15 protein-coding genes are annotated in these 16,195 nt (G+C 51.5%); 5 read left to right on the forward strand and 10 right to left on the reverse strand.

Annotated features, from left to right (window positions below):
- The first annotated feature begins 18 nt into the window (after nucleotides 1-18).
- The 5 genes from ACO2Q8_RS22170 to ACO2Q8_RS22190 all read left to right on the forward strand — a co-directional run bounded on the left by ACO2Q8_RS22170 (nucleotide 19) and on the right by ACO2Q8_RS22190 (nucleotide 3,942).
- The gene (locus ACO2Q8_RS22170; RefSeq protein ID WP_423347049.1) at nucleotides 19-450 is read left to right on the forward strand and encodes a DUF29 family protein; all 432 of its coding nucleotides are present in this window, start codon (nucleotides 19-21) and stop codon (nucleotides 448-450) included.
- Nucleotides 451-454: 4 nt separating this feature from the next.
- Nucleotides 455-1,540 (forward strand): 2Fe-2S iron-sulfur cluster-binding protein, encoded by a 1,086-nt coding sequence (locus ACO2Q8_RS22175; protein WP_423347050.1) that lies wholly within the window; start codon nucleotides 455-457, stop codon nucleotides 1,538-1,540.
- Nucleotides 1,541-1,604: 64 nt separating this feature from the next.
- On the forward strand, nucleotides 1,605-2,756 hold the full coding sequence (nuoH, locus tag ACO2Q8_RS22180) for an NADH-quinone oxidoreductase subunit NuoH (protein ID WP_423347051.1): 1,152 nt from the start codon (nucleotides 1,605-1,607) through the stop codon (nucleotides 2,754-2,756).
- 18 nt (nucleotides 2,757-2,774) lie between these two features.
- Nucleotides 2,775-3,338 carry a NuoI/complex I 23 kDa subunit family protein gene (locus ACO2Q8_RS22185; RefSeq protein ID WP_423347052.1) on the forward strand — a complete coding sequence of 188 codons (564 nt, stop codon included), beginning with the start codon at nucleotides 2,775-2,777 and terminating at the stop codon, nucleotides 3,336-3,338.
- A gap of 85 nt (nucleotides 3,339-3,423) precedes the next feature.
- The gene (locus ACO2Q8_RS22190) at nucleotides 3,424-3,942 is read left to right on the forward strand and encodes an NADH-quinone oxidoreductase subunit J (RefSeq protein WP_423347053.1); all 519 of its coding nucleotides are present in this window, start codon (nucleotides 3,424-3,426) and stop codon (nucleotides 3,940-3,942) included.
- Between the two features lie 67 nt (nucleotides 3,943-4,009).
- Here ACO2Q8_RS22190 and ACO2Q8_RS22195 read toward each other — a convergent pair whose 3' ends face one another.
- The 10 genes from ACO2Q8_RS22195 to ACO2Q8_RS22240 all read right to left on the reverse strand — a co-directional run bounded on the left by ACO2Q8_RS22195 (nucleotide 4,010) and on the right by ACO2Q8_RS22240 (nucleotide 15,895).
- Nucleotides 4,010-5,494: a capsule assembly Wzi family protein gene (locus ACO2Q8_RS22195; protein WP_423347054.1), complete on the reverse strand. Its 1,485-nt coding sequence runs from the start codon at nucleotides 5,492-5,494 to the stop codon at nucleotides 4,010-4,012.
- A 25-nt stretch (nucleotides 5,495-5,519) separates the two neighbouring features.
- Nucleotides 5,520-6,857: a sugar transferase gene (locus tag ACO2Q8_RS22200; protein ID WP_423347055.1), complete on the reverse strand. Its 1,338-nt coding sequence runs from the start codon at nucleotides 6,855-6,857 to the stop codon at nucleotides 5,520-5,522.
- A gap of 325 nt (nucleotides 6,858-7,182) precedes the next feature.
- The gene (locus ACO2Q8_RS22205) at nucleotides 7,183-8,298 is read right to left on the reverse strand and encodes a glycosyltransferase family 4 protein (RefSeq protein WP_423347056.1); all 1,116 of its coding nucleotides are present in this window, start codon (nucleotides 8,296-8,298) and stop codon (nucleotides 7,183-7,185) included.
- 87 nt (nucleotides 8,299-8,385) lie between these two features.
- Entirely contained in the window at nucleotides 8,386-9,465 is a 1,080-nt protein-coding gene (locus ACO2Q8_RS22210; protein WP_423347057.1) for a glycosyltransferase family 4 protein, read from the reverse strand.
- 120 nt (nucleotides 9,466-9,585) lie between these two features.
- Nucleotides 9,586-10,869: an O-antigen ligase family protein gene (locus ACO2Q8_RS22215; protein ID WP_423347058.1), complete on the reverse strand. Its 1,284-nt coding sequence runs from the start codon at nucleotides 10,867-10,869 to the stop codon at nucleotides 9,586-9,588.
- A complete protein-coding gene (locus ACO2Q8_RS22220) occupies nucleotides 10,866-11,606 on the reverse strand; it encodes a glycosyltransferase family 2 protein (protein ID WP_423347059.1) in 741 nt (246 codons plus the stop codon). The genes ACO2Q8_RS22215 and ACO2Q8_RS22220 overlap by 4 nt, the downstream gene beginning before the upstream one ends.
- A gap of 46 nt (nucleotides 11,607-11,652) precedes the next feature.
- Nucleotides 11,653-12,567 carry a hypothetical protein gene (locus ACO2Q8_RS22225; protein ID WP_423347060.1) on the reverse strand — a complete coding sequence of 305 codons (915 nt, stop codon included), beginning with the start codon at nucleotides 12,565-12,567 and terminating at the stop codon, nucleotides 11,653-11,655.
- Nucleotides 12,568-12,693: 126 nt separating this feature from the next.
- Entirely contained in the window at nucleotides 12,694-13,794 is a 1,101-nt protein-coding gene (locus ACO2Q8_RS22230; RefSeq protein ID WP_423347061.1) for a glycosyltransferase family 4 protein, read from the reverse strand.
- An 11-nt stretch (nucleotides 13,795-13,805) separates the two neighbouring features.
- A complete protein-coding gene (locus tag ACO2Q8_RS22235) occupies nucleotides 13,806-14,792 on the reverse strand; it encodes a nucleotide-diphospho-sugar transferase (RefSeq protein ID WP_423347062.1) in 987 nt (328 codons plus the stop codon).
- A 182-nt stretch (nucleotides 14,793-14,974) separates the two neighbouring features.
- Nucleotides 14,975-15,895, reverse strand: a complete 921-nt coding sequence (locus ACO2Q8_RS22240) for a nucleotide-diphospho-sugar transferase (protein ID WP_423347063.1) — start codon at nucleotides 15,893-15,895, stop codon at nucleotides 14,975-14,977.
- Nucleotides 15,896-16,195 lie beyond the last annotated feature (300 nt).

Below are 16,195 nucleotides of genomic sequence, written 5' to 3' on the forward strand. Positions count from 1 at the left end.
AATTAATCATTCGACGCTATGGAAGAAATACTGCTGTTACGGAAAATGGTCGAAGAGCATGATTATCAAAGTGCTCTCGCGCTCATTGATGAAATGGAGGAAATGGCGAAGGATGACAAGATTACAAAAATAGAAGCCTATGTTCTCGTCTTATTGATTCATTTAATCAAACAGCAGGCCGAAAAACGGACGACCCGGTCATGGGATCATTCGATCGACAATGCGCTGGACGGTATATATGTTTCCAATAAGCGTCGGAAAGCGGGCGGATTTTATTTGACACATGATGAACTACGGGAAGCGGTAGAGGAACGATTTACCCGCGCCCTGAAAGATGCTGCCCACGAAGCTTTTGAAGGAATTTATTCAGCCGCACAACTAGCCGGTATGATCGATACCGAACAGGTGAAAAAAAAGGCACTTGAGCTTATTACAACCTACGAGCCTTAGTTACATGGAAAATACACAACCTCAACTGTTTAAAGTCACCATCGACGGGATTGAAGTCGAGGTGGAACCCGGAACGACCATTTTGCAGGCGGCCCGGAAAATCGGTGGCGATGTGGCCCCACCGGCCATGTGCTACTACCAACCCCTGAAAGGCAGTGGCGGCAAGTGCCGGGCCTGTCTGGTTCGGGTGGCGGCCGGTTCGGCCAAAGACCCGCGCCCGATGCCGAAACTGGTGGCGTCCTGCATCACACCCGTTCAGGATGGGATGGTGGTCGAAAACCGCTCCAGCGAGCAAGTGCTGAACACCCGGAAAGCCATCGTGGAGTTTCTGCTCATCAACCACCCGCTCGATTGCCCCGTTTGCGACCAGGCTGGCGAGTGCGATTTGCAGAACTTTGCGTTCAACCACGGCATGGCAACGACCCGCTACGAGGAAGAGCGCCGGACGTTCGAGAAGCACGACATTGGTCCGTACATCCAATTGCACATGACGCGCTGCATTCTGTGCTACCGCTGTGTGTATACCGCCGATCAGATTACGCAGAAACGCGTGCATGGTGTGATGGGCCGGGGTGATGCGGCCGAAATCAGTACATACATCGAGAAAGCCATTGATAATGACTTCTCCGGAAACGTCATCGACGTGTGTCCGGTGGGCGCGCTGACCGACAAAACGTACCGGTTTAAAAACCGGGTCTGGTTTACCAAACCGGTGGATGCGCACCGCGACTGCCCAACCTGCTCCGGCAACGTGACGCTCTGGTACCGGGGTGAGGAAGTCATTCGGGTGACGGCCCGGAAAAACGAGTGGAACGAAGTAACCGAGTTTATCTGCAACACCTGCCGGTTCGAGAAAAAGAAAACCAGTGACTGGGTGATTGAAGGCCCGACGAAGGTATCGCGCAGTTCGGTGATCTCGGCCAACAAGTACCGGCGGGATACGGTTATTCCGGATTTCCAGAAAAAACTGGCGGCTGCCACGTATACCGATGTGCATGAAGAACGCGACACGTCGCAACTGGGTATTCAGCAACTTCCTCCAGAACGGTTTGCGCCGGTTTTACCGCATGCCAACGATCCCGAACCGTGAAATAGACAAGAGAGGATAGACAAAAGATGTAAAGTCTCTTGTCTCACATCTAACATCTTTAAAAATGAATTTGACCGAACTCATCATTAAAGCGATCATCATTCTCGTCCTTTTTGGCGTGACACTGCTGATTGCCATGTACTCGACCTGGGCGGAACGGAAAGTCGCGGGTTTTATCCAGATTCGCTTTGGGCCAAACCGGGCCGGACCGGGCGGTATTTTCCAGCCGCTGGCTGATGCCGGAAAGATGTTCTTCAAGGAAGATTTCATTCCTTCGCAGGCCAACAAATGGCTGTTTATCCTCGGCCCCTGTCTGGCGATTCTGACGGCCCTGATGTCGAGTGCGGTGATTCCGTTCGGCGAAAGCATCCGATTCGATGATCTGCTGATTCCGGTTCAGGGCATTGAAATCAATATTGGCATTCTGTATATCTTCGGTGTCGTGTCGCTGGGGGTTTACGGTTTGATGGTCGGCGGTTGGGCTTCCAACAACAAATTCTCCCTGCTGGGCGCGATCCGGGCCGCTTCGCAGAACATCAGCTACGAAATTGCCTTTGGCTTGTCGATCATCGCCATCCTGATGATGACCGGTTCGCTGTCGATTCGGGCGATTGTGGCCGAGCAGCACGGCATTGCCTGGAACGTCTTCAACCAGCCGCTGGGCTTTATCATCTTCCTGACCTGCGCGTTTGCCGAATGTAACCGGACCCCGTTCGACCTGCCGGAGTGCGAAACCGAACTGGTAGGCGGTTATCATACCGAGTACAGTTCCATGAAACTCGGTTTTTACCTGTTTGCCGAGTACATCAACATGTTTGTGTCGTCGGCGGTTATTTCGTCTCTGTATTTCGGCGGGTACAACTACCCCGGGATGGACTGGGTACGCGAAACCCTGACCGGTTCCCTGGGTGCGGCAACCGGCCATAACCTGGCGACGCTGATCGGTACGCTCGTGCTGTTTGGCAAAATCTTTTTCTTTATTTTCTTTTTCATGTGGGTTCGCTGGACACTGCCCCGGTTCCGGTATGATCAACTGATGAACCTGGGCTGGAAAAGCTTTATTCCGCTCTCGGTTTTGAATATCGTGGTAACCGGTTTTGGGTTGTTGTTTGACATTAAGTACGCTAGCTGGGTTATTGTGATTGTCATGGTCGTGCTGGCCGTGGCTTCGCAGGCCCGGGCACCCAAGGAAGTCGTTCAACCCCAGCGATCCTGATAACGTTTGACACGCCTTATGCAATTAACGAATCGATCCAAGCAAGTCAGTAACAAGCAGATGACGCTGGCCGAGAAGATGTATCTTCCGGCGGTCATGCAAGGGCTGGCCATTACGATAAAGCACTTCTTCGGCAAGAAAGTCACCGTGGCTTATCCGGAGGTAAAACGGTATTTAGGACCGGTTTTCCGGGGCCATCACGTCCTGAAGCGCGACGAAGACGGTCGCGAACGCTGTACGGCCTGCGGGTTATGCGCCGTAGCCTGTCCGGCCGAAGCCATCTCGATGGTCGCTGCCGAACGGAAAAAAGGGGAAGAAAACCTGTACCGGGAAGAAAAGTACGCAGCGGTATACGAAATCAATATGCTCCGGTGCATCTTCTGTGGACTGTGCGAAGAAGCCTGTCCGAAACAGGCCGTTTACCTGCGCCACGACCGGATGGTACCTGTCTTTACCGAACGCGACGAAGTAATTTACGGCAAAGACAAACTGGTCGAGAAACTCGACGACCGGTATGTCCGAACCAACCCAGAGGTGCAGGCAACGCCCACGGAACCGTCACTGTCGCGATCAGTATCCTAATTTTCGTTTAACGTTTGAAGTTTAACGTTTAAGGCTCTTGATGAAAAACGTTAAACCTCAAACGTTAAACCTTAAACACTAAAAAATGAAGCCTACTGAAATTTTATTTTACGTACTAACCGCGATAACGCTGCTGAGTGCCTCGTTTGTGGTCACGGCCCGCAACCCGATCCACAGTGTATTGGCGCTGATCCTGACATTTTTTACGCTCTCGGGGCATTATATCTTGCTGAATGCCCAGTTTCTGGCGGCCGTCAACATCATCGTTTACGCGGGGGCTATCATGGTGTTATTTCTGTTCGTCATTATGTTTCTGAACCTGAAAAAAGAAGACGAAGAATCAAAAACCACCGTGACCAAGCTAGCGGCAGTGGTTGTGGGGGGCGTTTTGCTGGTGGTGTTGGTTGCGGTTTTTCGGGCGGCTTCCCTGACAACCTATAATCCGTCTACTTATACTGCCGAAGTCGGTCTGGTAGAGGGGCTTGGCATGGTTCTATACAAAGATTATTTGTTACCGTTTGAGCTGGCGTCGGTCTTGTTGCTGGTTGCCATGGTCGGGGCCGTGATGCTGGGCCGTCGTGAACCGGGTGACAGGCATTTCTGATAACATCATTAAAAAAGGGGGCTCTCGTCGACGAGAGCCCCTTTTTTAATGTAATCTGTAAGTTGTATTACCGTGAGTTGATGACTTTCCGAATACCCAGATAGCCACCCGCCGAGTTGTAGAGCAACTTCCCGTAATCATTCGCGAACGATGCGTTAATCTGGAACTCGCCCAAACCGCCCAGGTCGACCGGAGCTACCAGGCTGAATAAAGTCGACCACTGCTTTGTCTTCGGATACGGCTCGTTGTAGGTGCCGATGTTGTCGCTATAAGAAAGCTTTCCGAGCCACTGAACCCGACCCAACGCACCCGACAGCCCAAAATGCAGCAGGCTGACCCGGTTGTTGCCAATGGCCCCGTTGGGCAAACCGGCCCGCACATCCGTTCCCGGCGTCATAAAAGGAGTACCAATCGTGCGTCCCTGATAGACCCAGCCATCGACATATTGGGAATGATTGAAGTAGTTATCCCGACCGCGCTTGGCGGGATTATCGATTAAAAAGACGGGACCACCCTGGTTTTTGGTGTACAGAAACTCGGCCAGAAACTCATTGATCGAGAAAAACGAACGTTCCTCCCGGGTGTTTTTAAAACGAATCCCCTGCAAGCCATCGCGGATATTCGTCAGGTAAAACAACGAGCCGTCGTCGTACATGCTTTGGCGATACATGAGTACGTTGAGCGCGCCAAAGTCGACCTCAAGCGCCAGATCGACGGTACCAAGGTGATTTCCAACCCGGTTTTCTTCAAAACTCGGCAGGGTGGTATCGATCTTGTTCGAGTTGCGGTGCGAGGTAACCACAAACCAGTAGCTTTGCAGACTCGAAGGCAGGTAGCCATTATTCGTAAAATCCGGCGAAATTTTATCGGAATACCCCGCCCATTGCACCTGGTGATTGATGCCGGCATAGAACTTCACTTTTGAATCCGGTTTTCCCAACCGTCCGTATAAGGCTTTCTGATGGAGGTAGGTGTCCCGAACAATGCGGTCGTTATCGAACCAGCCGTGGTTATAAAAGGCGTTGATAGCCACAAAGTTATTGGTGAACGGAAGCGGAACAAACCCGCGCGTACCGATCTGGATCACCGGAATCGGCAGGGCATTGCCCGACCAGGCATACGAACCGGACGTCAGCGTGGTATCCATCAGGCCGTATACATTCCGGCGACGACCCGCGTAAAACTCGATGCTTCCGTAGCGGGCCTTAACGTAGGCTTCCGGCAGGAGAACTTTCGTTTTCCCGGCTACATTGCCGACTACCTCAACGCCGTAGCCCCAGTCAAATTTTTTCTGGCGCACGAGGCCACTATCTAAAACGGCAACTCCATAATCGGACGAAATCCCGACGCGAAGTGTGGCTGCGGGGGTTGTCGTGGGTACAATACCGAATTGATTGGCCCGGAGCCAGAACGGCGTCCGGTCACCGGACGACACATACGCCCCGGCCTGTACATCGTACCGGGTTGTTTTGGGAAAATAGGCCCGTTGGGCAACAACCGGATGGAGAAAGCATGCGTAGCACAGGAACAGCAATCCGGCTTTACTTTTCATAAAATCGATTAGAGACACAACACGTTTATTTTCCTCGTCCCTGCACCATGACCCGAACCGTCTGAACGATGAGCCAGACATCGGTCGAGAAAGAGACATTTTGCAAATACTCCAGGTCATACCACAGGCGCTGCACCATCTCCTCCACATTTTCGGCATAACCGAACTTAATCTGCCCGATGGACGTAATCCCCGGTTTAACCATCAACAAATACTTATATTCCGGCGATTTTTCAATGATCTGATCAATGAAATACTGCCGTTCCGGACGCGGCCCTACCACCGACATATCGCCTTTCAGCACATTGTAAAACTGCGGTAACTCGTCCAGCCGGGTTTTTCGCATGAATTTCCCCCAGGGTGTGATCCGCTCGTCGTTATCCCCCGACGAAAGCGCTGGACCGCAGCGTTCGGCATCGGGATACATGCTGCGGAATTTATGAATGTGAAACGGCCGTCCCCATTTCCCGATCCGTTCCTGCGAGTAAAAAACCGGCCCTTTCGAGCTGAGTTTCGTTATCAGCGCCACCAGCAGAAAAACCGGGGCTCCGAAAGCCAGCACACTGGCCGAAAACACAATGTCGAATGCCCGCTTGAACACATTCACCTGCAAGTCATCGAGGTAATGCGTCGACATGCTGATCACGGGCTGAACATCGTGGTACTCGACCGTGACGCCTTTCGTCAGGAAGCCCTTAAAATCCACAATCAGTTTGACCTGATAACTGGCTTCCTCCGAAAAATTCATGATTTCGCGCAGTTGTTCGGTTTGGATGTAGGGCAAGCAGCAGTACACGCAGTCAATTTCGTTCCGAATGATGTATTCCTTCAGGTAGCTGTAATCACCCCGCAGGGAAGCCGCATTTTCGGGCGTTAGTTTATCGAAATACCCGTAAAACTTGAATCCGATTTCCGGATACATCTGGTAAAACGTCTGAATGCTGCGGGAAAGCGGGCCGTAGCCAACCACCACAAACCGCCGGGTGTTGTATCCCATTGCCCGGTAGGTCTTCAGCAAAATCAACACTACGGCGCGCCAGAGCGACCCGGCACACAGAAACAGCACGTATGTCAGCAGCAGGTGTTCGCGGGAATACGAAAAACCGCCTTTCGTAAATACCCAGAAAACCGACACCAGCGCAATGTGCAAACCAATCAATTTGGCCAGGCCGACCAGCAGGTTCTGGATCGTGAAAGTCAGGCGGGAAAAATTGTACGGTTTGTTCAGGATCAGGATTAAGAGCCAGGCGGCATTGATGAACCAGAACAGATTGACGTAAGGCTCGTTAAAAAGCGACTCGGTCGAACCAAATTTCAGACGATAGGCCAGGGCAAAACAGATATCCAGGAAAACGATATCCATTGTTGCACTAAACGGACGCAGTAAGAATGAAAACCGGTGTTTCATGGACAATTCGTTCGGAACAGCGGCTACCCGGATAGGCTACTAACTTGCCATTCTGATCCCCCTCGCTTGAATTCGTGATCAATAAAATAAGGACTTATTATAAAAAGACGGGCCGGTCAGCCGACTTCTCTCCATAACTTCAAGTTCACCTTATTTGTACGATATTCAGCCGAAAATTATTGAAAAATACAGCATTATTTATCCTAAGGGCAAACCGCTTACCAAATTCTTGCTATAGTTCTATTTAATAATCAGATCTTTACAAGATTTTATACTTTACCTACCATTCGGTAAGTTTGGCTGAAACAAACTGTTCAAATGCCTGTTGGAAATTGGCACGACTGAATCCTTCGGCGTGCTGGCGGATCAATACCGGGTCGAATTGGTCGGCATTTTGTTCGAATCGCCGGACACATTCCCGAAGCGAAGTAACCTCCTGCCGGTTGAAAAATAAGCCGGTTTTTTGATCGATAACCGACTCCCGAACTCCCCCTTTTCCGAAAGCCAGCACCGGTGTTCCGCAGGCCTGCGCTTCGACGGGCGTAATCCCGAAGTCTTCTTCGGCGGCAAAGATAAACGCTTTTGCCTTTTGCATGTACAAGGTGAGCGAATTGTTGGGCTGAAAACCGACCAATTCAATGTTGGGCGTGGCCAGCCGTTTGATCTTGTCGAAATCGGGACCGTCGCCAACCACCACCAGCCGTTTGTCGGGCATGGCCGCGAAAGCTTCAACGATCAAGTTGATTTTTTTGTATGGCACCATCCGCGACGCCGTAAGGTAGTAGTTGTCTTTCCGGGCGTCAAGTGTAAACAGCTCCGTATCGACAGGGGGATATATAACGTGGGCGTCGCGGCCGTACACCTTGCGAATCCGCCGGGCGATGTAGCGGGAGTTAGCCACAAAATAATCGACTCGCTGGGCCGACTGGTAATCCCAGAGCCGGATGTAGTGTAGAATCAGCTTGGCAACCGCGCCACTCAAGCCGGTTTTCAGGCCGCTTTCGTTCAGGTACTGGTGGTACAGGTCCCAGGCGTAGCGCATGGGCGAGTGGCAATAGCAGATGTGAAGCTGGTTGGGGCCGGTCAGCACGCCTTTCGCTACGGCATGGCTGCTCGACAGGATAACATCGTAGGCGCTGAGGTCGAACTGCTCGACGGCCAGCGGCATCAGCGGCAGGTAAGAGCGGTATTTGGACTTCGCCCAGGGCAGTTTCTGGATAAAGCTCGTCGTGGCCCGTTTGCCCTGCACGAGCGGGCGCTGCGCGTCGGGCAGGTAATCGACCAGCGTAAACAGGTCGCTTTGCGGGTAGAGCGCCAGCATCTGTTCGACCACACTTTCCGAACCGGCAAAGGTGACCAACCATTCATGAACCAGCGCGATCTTTTTATCAAGCATGCTTAGACAAGAGAAGTGAGACAAGAGACAAGAGACCTGAAAAGCAGGGGTTACATTGCCGCTCGTCCAGCGTCCCTTGTCTTAGGCCTAGTGTCTTTGGTGTAATTCTGAAATAATCCCGGCGAGTTTTTGGGCCGATCGGTCCCAGCTAAAGTGTTCGACCCGGCTGCGGCCTTTCTCGACCAGACTTCGCCGGAGATTTTCGTCGCTGTATAGCTTGATTAGTCCGTCACGGATGCTGCCGATGTCGTAGGGATCGACGTAGACGCTGGCATCTGCGCAGACTTCGGGCAGGCTCGTCGTATCGGACACCAGCGTGGCGCAGCCGCACGACATGGCTTCGAGCGGAGGAATGCCGAAGCCTTCGAAATACGACGGATAGGCGAAAAACAGCGCGTGCTGGTACAGATTGACCAGTTGTTCGTCGCTGACGTAGCCCGTGAAAATGATGGACGGGTCATTCTCGATCAACTCTTTCAACCCCGTGTCGGCAAATACTTTATGGGCAGCCCCGACAATCACCAGCCTGGCATCCGAAAAGTTGGCTTGCTGAAACGCCTGGATCAGCCCCTTGAAGTTTTTGCGCGGATCGAGTGATGAAACCGCCAGGATGTATTTGCCGTATTGATTTTCGCCTTTGACGGCGGGTGGATACCGGAAAATGTCCGAAATACTCGGGTAGATAATGTCCAGCGCCGACTTCGGAACGTGGTAAAACTGATGTAAGTCGTTCAGAGAATACTCGCTGATGGTCAGAACTTTATGCGCCGACTTGACAATGCGGGGCACCGTAAAGTTATAAAGCATTGAAAACTTTTTTGAGAACCATTCCGGGTGGCGGTGAAACGACAGGTCCAATACCGTCACAATCTTGTTACTGTATACGATCGGGGCGGTATTGCAGAGGTTCAGCAGCAGGGGGCTTCCCTGTGTCCGGAGGTACATCGGCATTTCGATCTGTTCCCAGATATAGCCTTTGCTGCGTCCGTAAACCGTGGCACCCAGATCGTTTGCAATGTCGTTTTGCAGAATATTATGCGGAGTTAAAAACGTAATATCGGGAAGAAGTTTCCGGAGTCGCATCCCGAGTTCGATCCCGACGCGTTGCGTGCCCGTAATGGGCTGCGTCAGAAACCGGGCATTGACTACAACTGATTTATGATTCATACAGAAAAAATTGAGCGGCTGTAAAGTTAGTGGTTGCTTTCCACACTCTGATAACCGTAGACAAATGAAGAAAAAGACCCAACCATCGACCAGATTAGCCTTTCATAGGTTGTCTCTTGTCTAACTATCTACTATACTAACCGCAGCGTTCACTTGTTTAGTATCGAAATTTCGTTTGAGGATGTAAAGGCACAGCGCAATCACCAGCGGCAGCGCATTGGAAGGCGACGTAATCCGGTGTTCGGTGAAGCTCATCACCGACAGATTGAAATACGAAACCAGCAGAAATTTTTGCACAATGCTTTCGGGACCTTTCTTCAAATATCGGTATAACGCGTACCAGAAGACCAGAAAAATTGCCAGCCCCACCAGTCCTTGTTCGCCCAAAATGTGCAGGTAGGAGTGGTGAGCGTGGGCGTCGTTAAATTCTTTCTTCGGCTGGTCATTGAGACTCAGCACGTACGGAATACCTTTATACCGCAGCGGAATGTCGTTGACCGAGCCAAAACCGGTGCCGATCAGGGGCGAATGCAGGAAACAATCGACCGCCCGGGGCCAGGTTTCGACCGCCCGGATGGCAATGTTGGCCGATTTGGTACTGACTTCGCCAAACAGCGGAGAAATGTAGGTGCTGGCCCCCGCTTCGCTCAGGTCGGCATCACGGACGTAAAGATCATACAACGGATAGGTGTACGACAACACCGCGCACTGCACGGCTACAATGCCGAAAAGTGCCAACCGGATCAGGTACGCTCGGTTGGTCCGGTCGAAAAAATAAAACGCAAAACCGGCTACCAACCCCAGAATGGAACCCCGTGAAGTTGTGGCTACCAGAAAAACGAAGTTGATCAGGATCAGCAGCAGCCATTTTCGTTTGCGTTCCTGCCAATACAGGACAATGTTCAGTGACAGCACAATGCTGATAAAACCGCCCGCGCCGTTGGTGCTTTTGAAAAAACCGTGGAAAAAGTATTCCGGATTGGTCCAGTCATAGAGGGCTGCAAACCGGGAGAAGGCCAGATTCAGGGCAAAGGCGATGCCGTTGATGAGTGTTGCAAAAACCAGAAACCGCTTGAAAAGCCGGTCGACGGGAATGTTATAGGAGAAAAAGAAAACCAGTAGCAGCGGCAGGTACGAAATGATGAAATTGCCGTCGTAGCGGTAAAAACCAAAATTCCAGAGCGAAGGCGGGTAATAAATCAGCACCCCGGCCAGCGAATACAGAAAATAAATATAGAGGTAGTAGATGAACCGGGGAATGACCAAAACCGTGTGTCGGAGCAGCAAATACGGCAGCACCGCCAGCGCCAGAATCGATGGCAGCGGGCTGATAAAGATCAGGTTCGTGACGGTCCCGAACAAACCGATCAGCAGGGCGATATAGAGCAGGGTACTGATTCTCATCGCACGCGGCCGGTTAGTCGTTTGGTGAATACGTTTAATTTATCTTTATAAAGCCAGGTCAGGTATTGCCGGCGCGTCAGCATTCCCTTTTCGTACCATAAATGCAGATTCTCCCAGACGGCTTCCGGTCGGTGGGAAGCCCCGCCCTGCCGAAAGTTACTGAGAATGACGTTAAGGGAAATAAATGGAACCTGATTTTGACGAAACCGCAGCATCAACTCGTAGTCGCTCACGTACCGGTATTGCTCCGAAAACAAACCGTACTGCTGGTAAAACGAAGCCGGTACAAAGCAGGTCGGGTGTTCGATATTGCCCTTCGGAAGCTGGCTGGCGTACGTCTGAATCAGAAACGCTTCCTGATCATCCACAAACGTCCGCTGAATACCGTGGAAAACCGCCGGGCCGGATTGCTGGTAGGCGCTAACCACGCGCTCGACAGCGTCGGATTCGTACCAGTCGTCGCTATTGATGATTCCGATCAACTCGCCGGTTGCCAGCCGGATGCCCTTGTTCATGGCGTTGTAAATACCGGTGTCGGGTTCGGAAATGTACCGGATTTTGGCCGGAAACTGCCGCGCATACCGCTCGATGATGGCCACGGTCTGGTCAGTCGATTTCCCATCAACCAAAATATATTCGATCCGATCATGCGTCTGATTCAGAACGGATTGAATGGTTTGTTCGATGTGTTTCTGGCTGTTGTAACTGACCGTGATGATGGAAACCAGGGGCGGCATAGGCGAATCCAACGAAGGGCGTCAAAAAAACAAATAAACGGGCCGCTTAAAACGGTTCGGTCGTTTGGGTTCGGGTGTTAAAAACCGGCAGTCCCCGGATGATGGTAACCCGGTCGTCACCGGTTGCGTAAGTCAGGTTGCCGTTCGGGTCGCGGGCTTCCCGAAACTTGGAGTAAACGTACCCTTCAGCGGCCGTGAGCGGTTTTAAAACTCCTAACTGGCTATTTTTTACAAAGTAAGCATTCAGGCCGACACTGTTGCAACCCACCAGCGAATACCCTTTTTCAGCGGCCAGATCGCAGAGGGCCGCCAGCGATGTTCCGAAATACAAATGGCTGTAGTGGGCCTTGCTGCGCACGAAATCCGGCTGGTAAGGCACCGTAATGGCCCGTTCGGCCCCGAACAGGCTGTTGTATTCAACGATAACAATATCCGGGTCCACCACCTGGATGGCTTTCCAGACCCAGTAATCATTCCCGTCGATGTCGATACTCAGTAACCCCAACGGCCCGGCAAAACCGTTGTCGGCCAGGAGCACGTTGATATTTTCGGCGGTGATGAAAGATTGTTTCGCAATCAGGTGGTGTTGCCAGAAAAACGGATCGGCCTGAATGTAGGCGATATTCTGTGGGCTGCCGTCGAGTACCAGGCCCTTCCAGTTGTTGTTGATCAGCAAAAAACGCGTGTTGGACTCCACGTAGGTCTCCACCCCGAATTCGACAAAACTATGTGAACGAATAGCCGCCGTTTTGATCAGGTATTGAATGATGCCATCGTCGCCGTATTGCGAAAAAACTTTGTATTCCGCATCCTGAAGGGAATGAACCGTCTGGAGTTGCATCGAAAGAAGCTTCCCCAGCAGAACGCGGTTGTCGTAGACTTCCTGCCGCGTTTGTTGCAACAGGCTCGAAAAAAACTGGATTTTCCTAAGGATTTTCCCAATCATAATCCTGAAACGCATCCTTTTTTATGAAAGGACTACGTGTTTATCGCTGGTTTTCATCATAAACGAACGGGCAAAGATAGAAAATTGCGGTTCGGCAGCGGTTTTATCCGGGAACAGTCTTCGTAAGCGGGCAAAAAGTTACTATAAGCGCTGGTACAGGTCGAGGGTTTCCCGGACGGTTTTTTCCCACGAAAATTGAAGCAATTGCTGATGCCCCTGTTGACGAAGTGTCTGTCGCAGACGGGCATCCGTCAGCATCCGTTCGGTGGCCTGCTGCATGGAAACCGCATCGTCCGGATCAAAATAAAGGGCGGCCGAACCGGCAATTTCGGGTAGTGAACTCCGGTTGCTGAGCAGGATGGGGCAGTTGCAGGCAAAGGCTTCCAGCACCGGAATACCAAAGCCCTCATACAGTGAAGGAAAAACAAAGGCGAGCGCCCGGCTGTATAGTTGACGTAAAGTGGTATCCGTAATGGGTTTATGTTCAACGAGTTGAGTCACCATGAGTTCCTGCAGGATGGCAATTTCCCGGGGTGTAAAGGCTCCTCCACCCGCGCAGACCAGCCGAACCTGATGGGCCCGGAGCAAGGGCGCAACCGCCCGGAGGAACGGCTCGAAATTCTTGTATATGCCGCGATTGCCCACAAACAACAGGTAAGGTGACTCGGTGGTCGTCTCAGGAGTAACCTGCTCAACCGACACTGATGAGCCCAGGTAAATCACCCGGATGCGCTCCGGCGGAATCCGGTAATAGTCGATCAAATCCCGTTTGGTGTTTTCCGAAATGGCAATGATGGCCGAGGCCCGGTTAACAATTTCTTTTTTCCAGGCCATGACCTGATGATCGGCGGCCAGTTCGGGAAAAACCGTGTGGTACTTTTCGTGAATCATATCCAGAAATGTTACCACAACGGGCCGTTTCCGGATGTGTTCGAGGAAATAAGGCTCGTAATAGGTGGCATGGAAGACATCGTACGACCGAGTGCGCATCTCCAGCCGGTTGAAGGCTTTGTTGAGTTTGTAAATAAAGGGCTGGGTTCTGTGAAACGGCAGGTTCGGGAAGAAAGATACCGTCCCGAGTCCCTTTTCCTGCAAATGAGCATTATTAGAAACCAGGAGGGATAAGTGAGCCTGGTGGTCGGTCGGTTGCTGGTTGATACCGGCAATCAGTTCGCAGAAGTATCGGGAGATGCCGCCGTAATTTTGTTGAGAGAAGGTTTGGTGATCAAAAAAGATGTTCATGCAGAGGTGTTTCAAGGAAGCAGATGCTTCTTGAACGTGGTTTTCATGTTTACCAGCCCGGTTTTCTTTTTTATTTCTTCCACCCGCCGTTTCAACCGGGTTAGTTTTCGAAAATAATTCTGTAAAGAATACTCCGTGGCCTGACGGTTTTCAATGATAAACCGTGGATGAACGATTTCGTTCAACGGTTGGACGGGTCTGTTTGAAAAAATCTCGTTGTTCTCCCGAGTATGAGTGGCGTCAATGCCGAAACCGATGTTTGAAATCAGGTTTTGGTTTGGATTGATACAGAGGCCGTTATGGGTCCAGATGGTGTAACACCACTGAAAATCCCAGGTATCGATCAGGCCGGCAAACGTGCCGTCGAATGACTCCGTCCAGAACTGCTGCACCTGCGGATCGGTGAAAATATCCGTGATGAGCTTCTGGCTTTTGAAATCCGGGTAGGTCGTCATGTCCACGTCATAATTCGCCCAGGCCCGGCGCCAGGAGGCCCATCCCCAGACGTGACAGATCTTGGTGTAAAAATACGAGCCCTTCCCATACCACCGGCCGTTGTGCAGGTTGACGCCCCCGATGTGCATGATCGCCGTGTTGTCGCGGTGGTAGTGCAGGTTTTCGCGGCAGAAGGTAAAGAAAGTAGGGTCGGGCAGGCAGTCATCCTCCAGAATGATGCCCATTTCGACCTGCCGAAAAAACCAGGTAATGGCCGTACTGACCGCCCGGCGACAGCCCAGGTTCTGCTCCTGCGTTAGTAGCTGAATCTGGCAGGGCCAGTCAACTTCGTCGAGCAAGGCCAGGCACTGCGCCACCCGCTCAGGATCGGTAGGGTGGTTGGGGCGAGGACCATCGATGGCCAAAAACAGTTCGCGGGGTTGAATTTGACGAATCCGTTCAAAAACCCGGCGGGCCAGCGCAGGGCGGTTAAACAAAATAAAAAGAACGGGCACGTCGAAGGGGGGAGGCACGTCAACTTGAGGAGCCGGGAGCGGTGTCACTTTATCTTGCTAATTTTAGGCGATGGTAGTTACAAAATAAACAATAAAATTACCAAAAAAGGTGATCTCTTGTCTATTTTCAATAGGCTTCCAGTACCCCGACGACAGCTCACCGGTTACAGCTAATCGGAACTAAGAAAAATTAAATTCGAACCGGCAGCCGACGACCCATCTATGACCCCTCAGGTCTTCAGGCCAAGTCGTCTTTTCAGTCCTTCGGCTTTAATGGTTACCCAGGTCGGTTTTTTGAAGTAATGGTTGTTGGAGTATTCCGTGGCGGTGATGTTCTCGATCAGAAAACTGGGGTGACGGACCTCGGTCAGCGGTTGCAGAGGCACGTTGGAAAGCGAGCCGTCAGCGTCTACCGTATGGGTGGCTTCGTCGCCGAAACCGATGTTGGAAACCAGGTTCTGGTTGGGTGAAATGCAAAGGCCGTTATTGATCCAGATGGTGTAGCACCAGGGATAGGCCCAACTGCTGATTCGCCCTTCGTGCACACCATCGAAGGCATCTATCCAGTATTCCTGCACCAGCCGGTCGGCAAAGAGGTCGGCAATCCGGTTTTGCTTCCGGAAATCCGGGTACGATTTCAGCGAACCATCGTACTTTTCCCAGGCCCGGCGCCAGGAGGCCCATCCCCAAACATGGCAGATTTTCGAGTAAAAGTACGATCCATCGCCGTGCCATTGCCCGTTTTGGAGATTGATACCCCCGATGTGCATGATGGTTGAGTTGTGGCGATGGTAGTGCAGATTTTCGCGGCAGAACGTAAAAAAGGTAGGGTCGGGCAAACAATCGTCTTCCAGAATGATGCCCATTTCGACCTGCCGGAAAAACCAGGTAATAGCCGTACTGACCGCCCGGCGACAGCCCAGGTTCTGGTTTTGCACCAGTCGGTGTACCGAACACGGCCAGTCGATTTCGTCAAGCAGCGCGAGACATTCGGCTACATTCTGGGCATCGGTCGGATGGTTTGGACGCGGCCCATCCACCGAAACAAACAGTTCGCGGGGCTGGAGTTCGCGGATACGTTCAAAAACCCGACGGGCAACAACGGGTCGGTTAAATAAGAGAAATAGGATAGGAACGTCAAAATGCATCATTACGATGAGGTAAGTTATAGCTCAAGAAAAAGCCTCTTCGCTTGATCCCCTATAAACAAGTAACGCCAATTGTAAGGGAAGCAATATGAGGTCCGGACATTTTTGACAACACATAATCAGACAACAGAATGCAACCGTTATTTTTTAGACAGGATTTCGGCCCGAATGGTTGCCAGTGTTGTTGTACAAATTACCACTGTGGCCGAACAAGTAGACGGTTTGTTTATCGGAGGTTAAAAAGTGTATTGCCGAATTTGTATATTGATAATCAGTGGATTATATTGCTGGCATAGTTGCAAT

The organism is Larkinella sp. VNQ87 (assembly GCF_049445795.1).
Lineage (GTDB): Bacteria > Bacteroidota > Bacteroidia > Cytophagales > Spirosomataceae > Larkinella.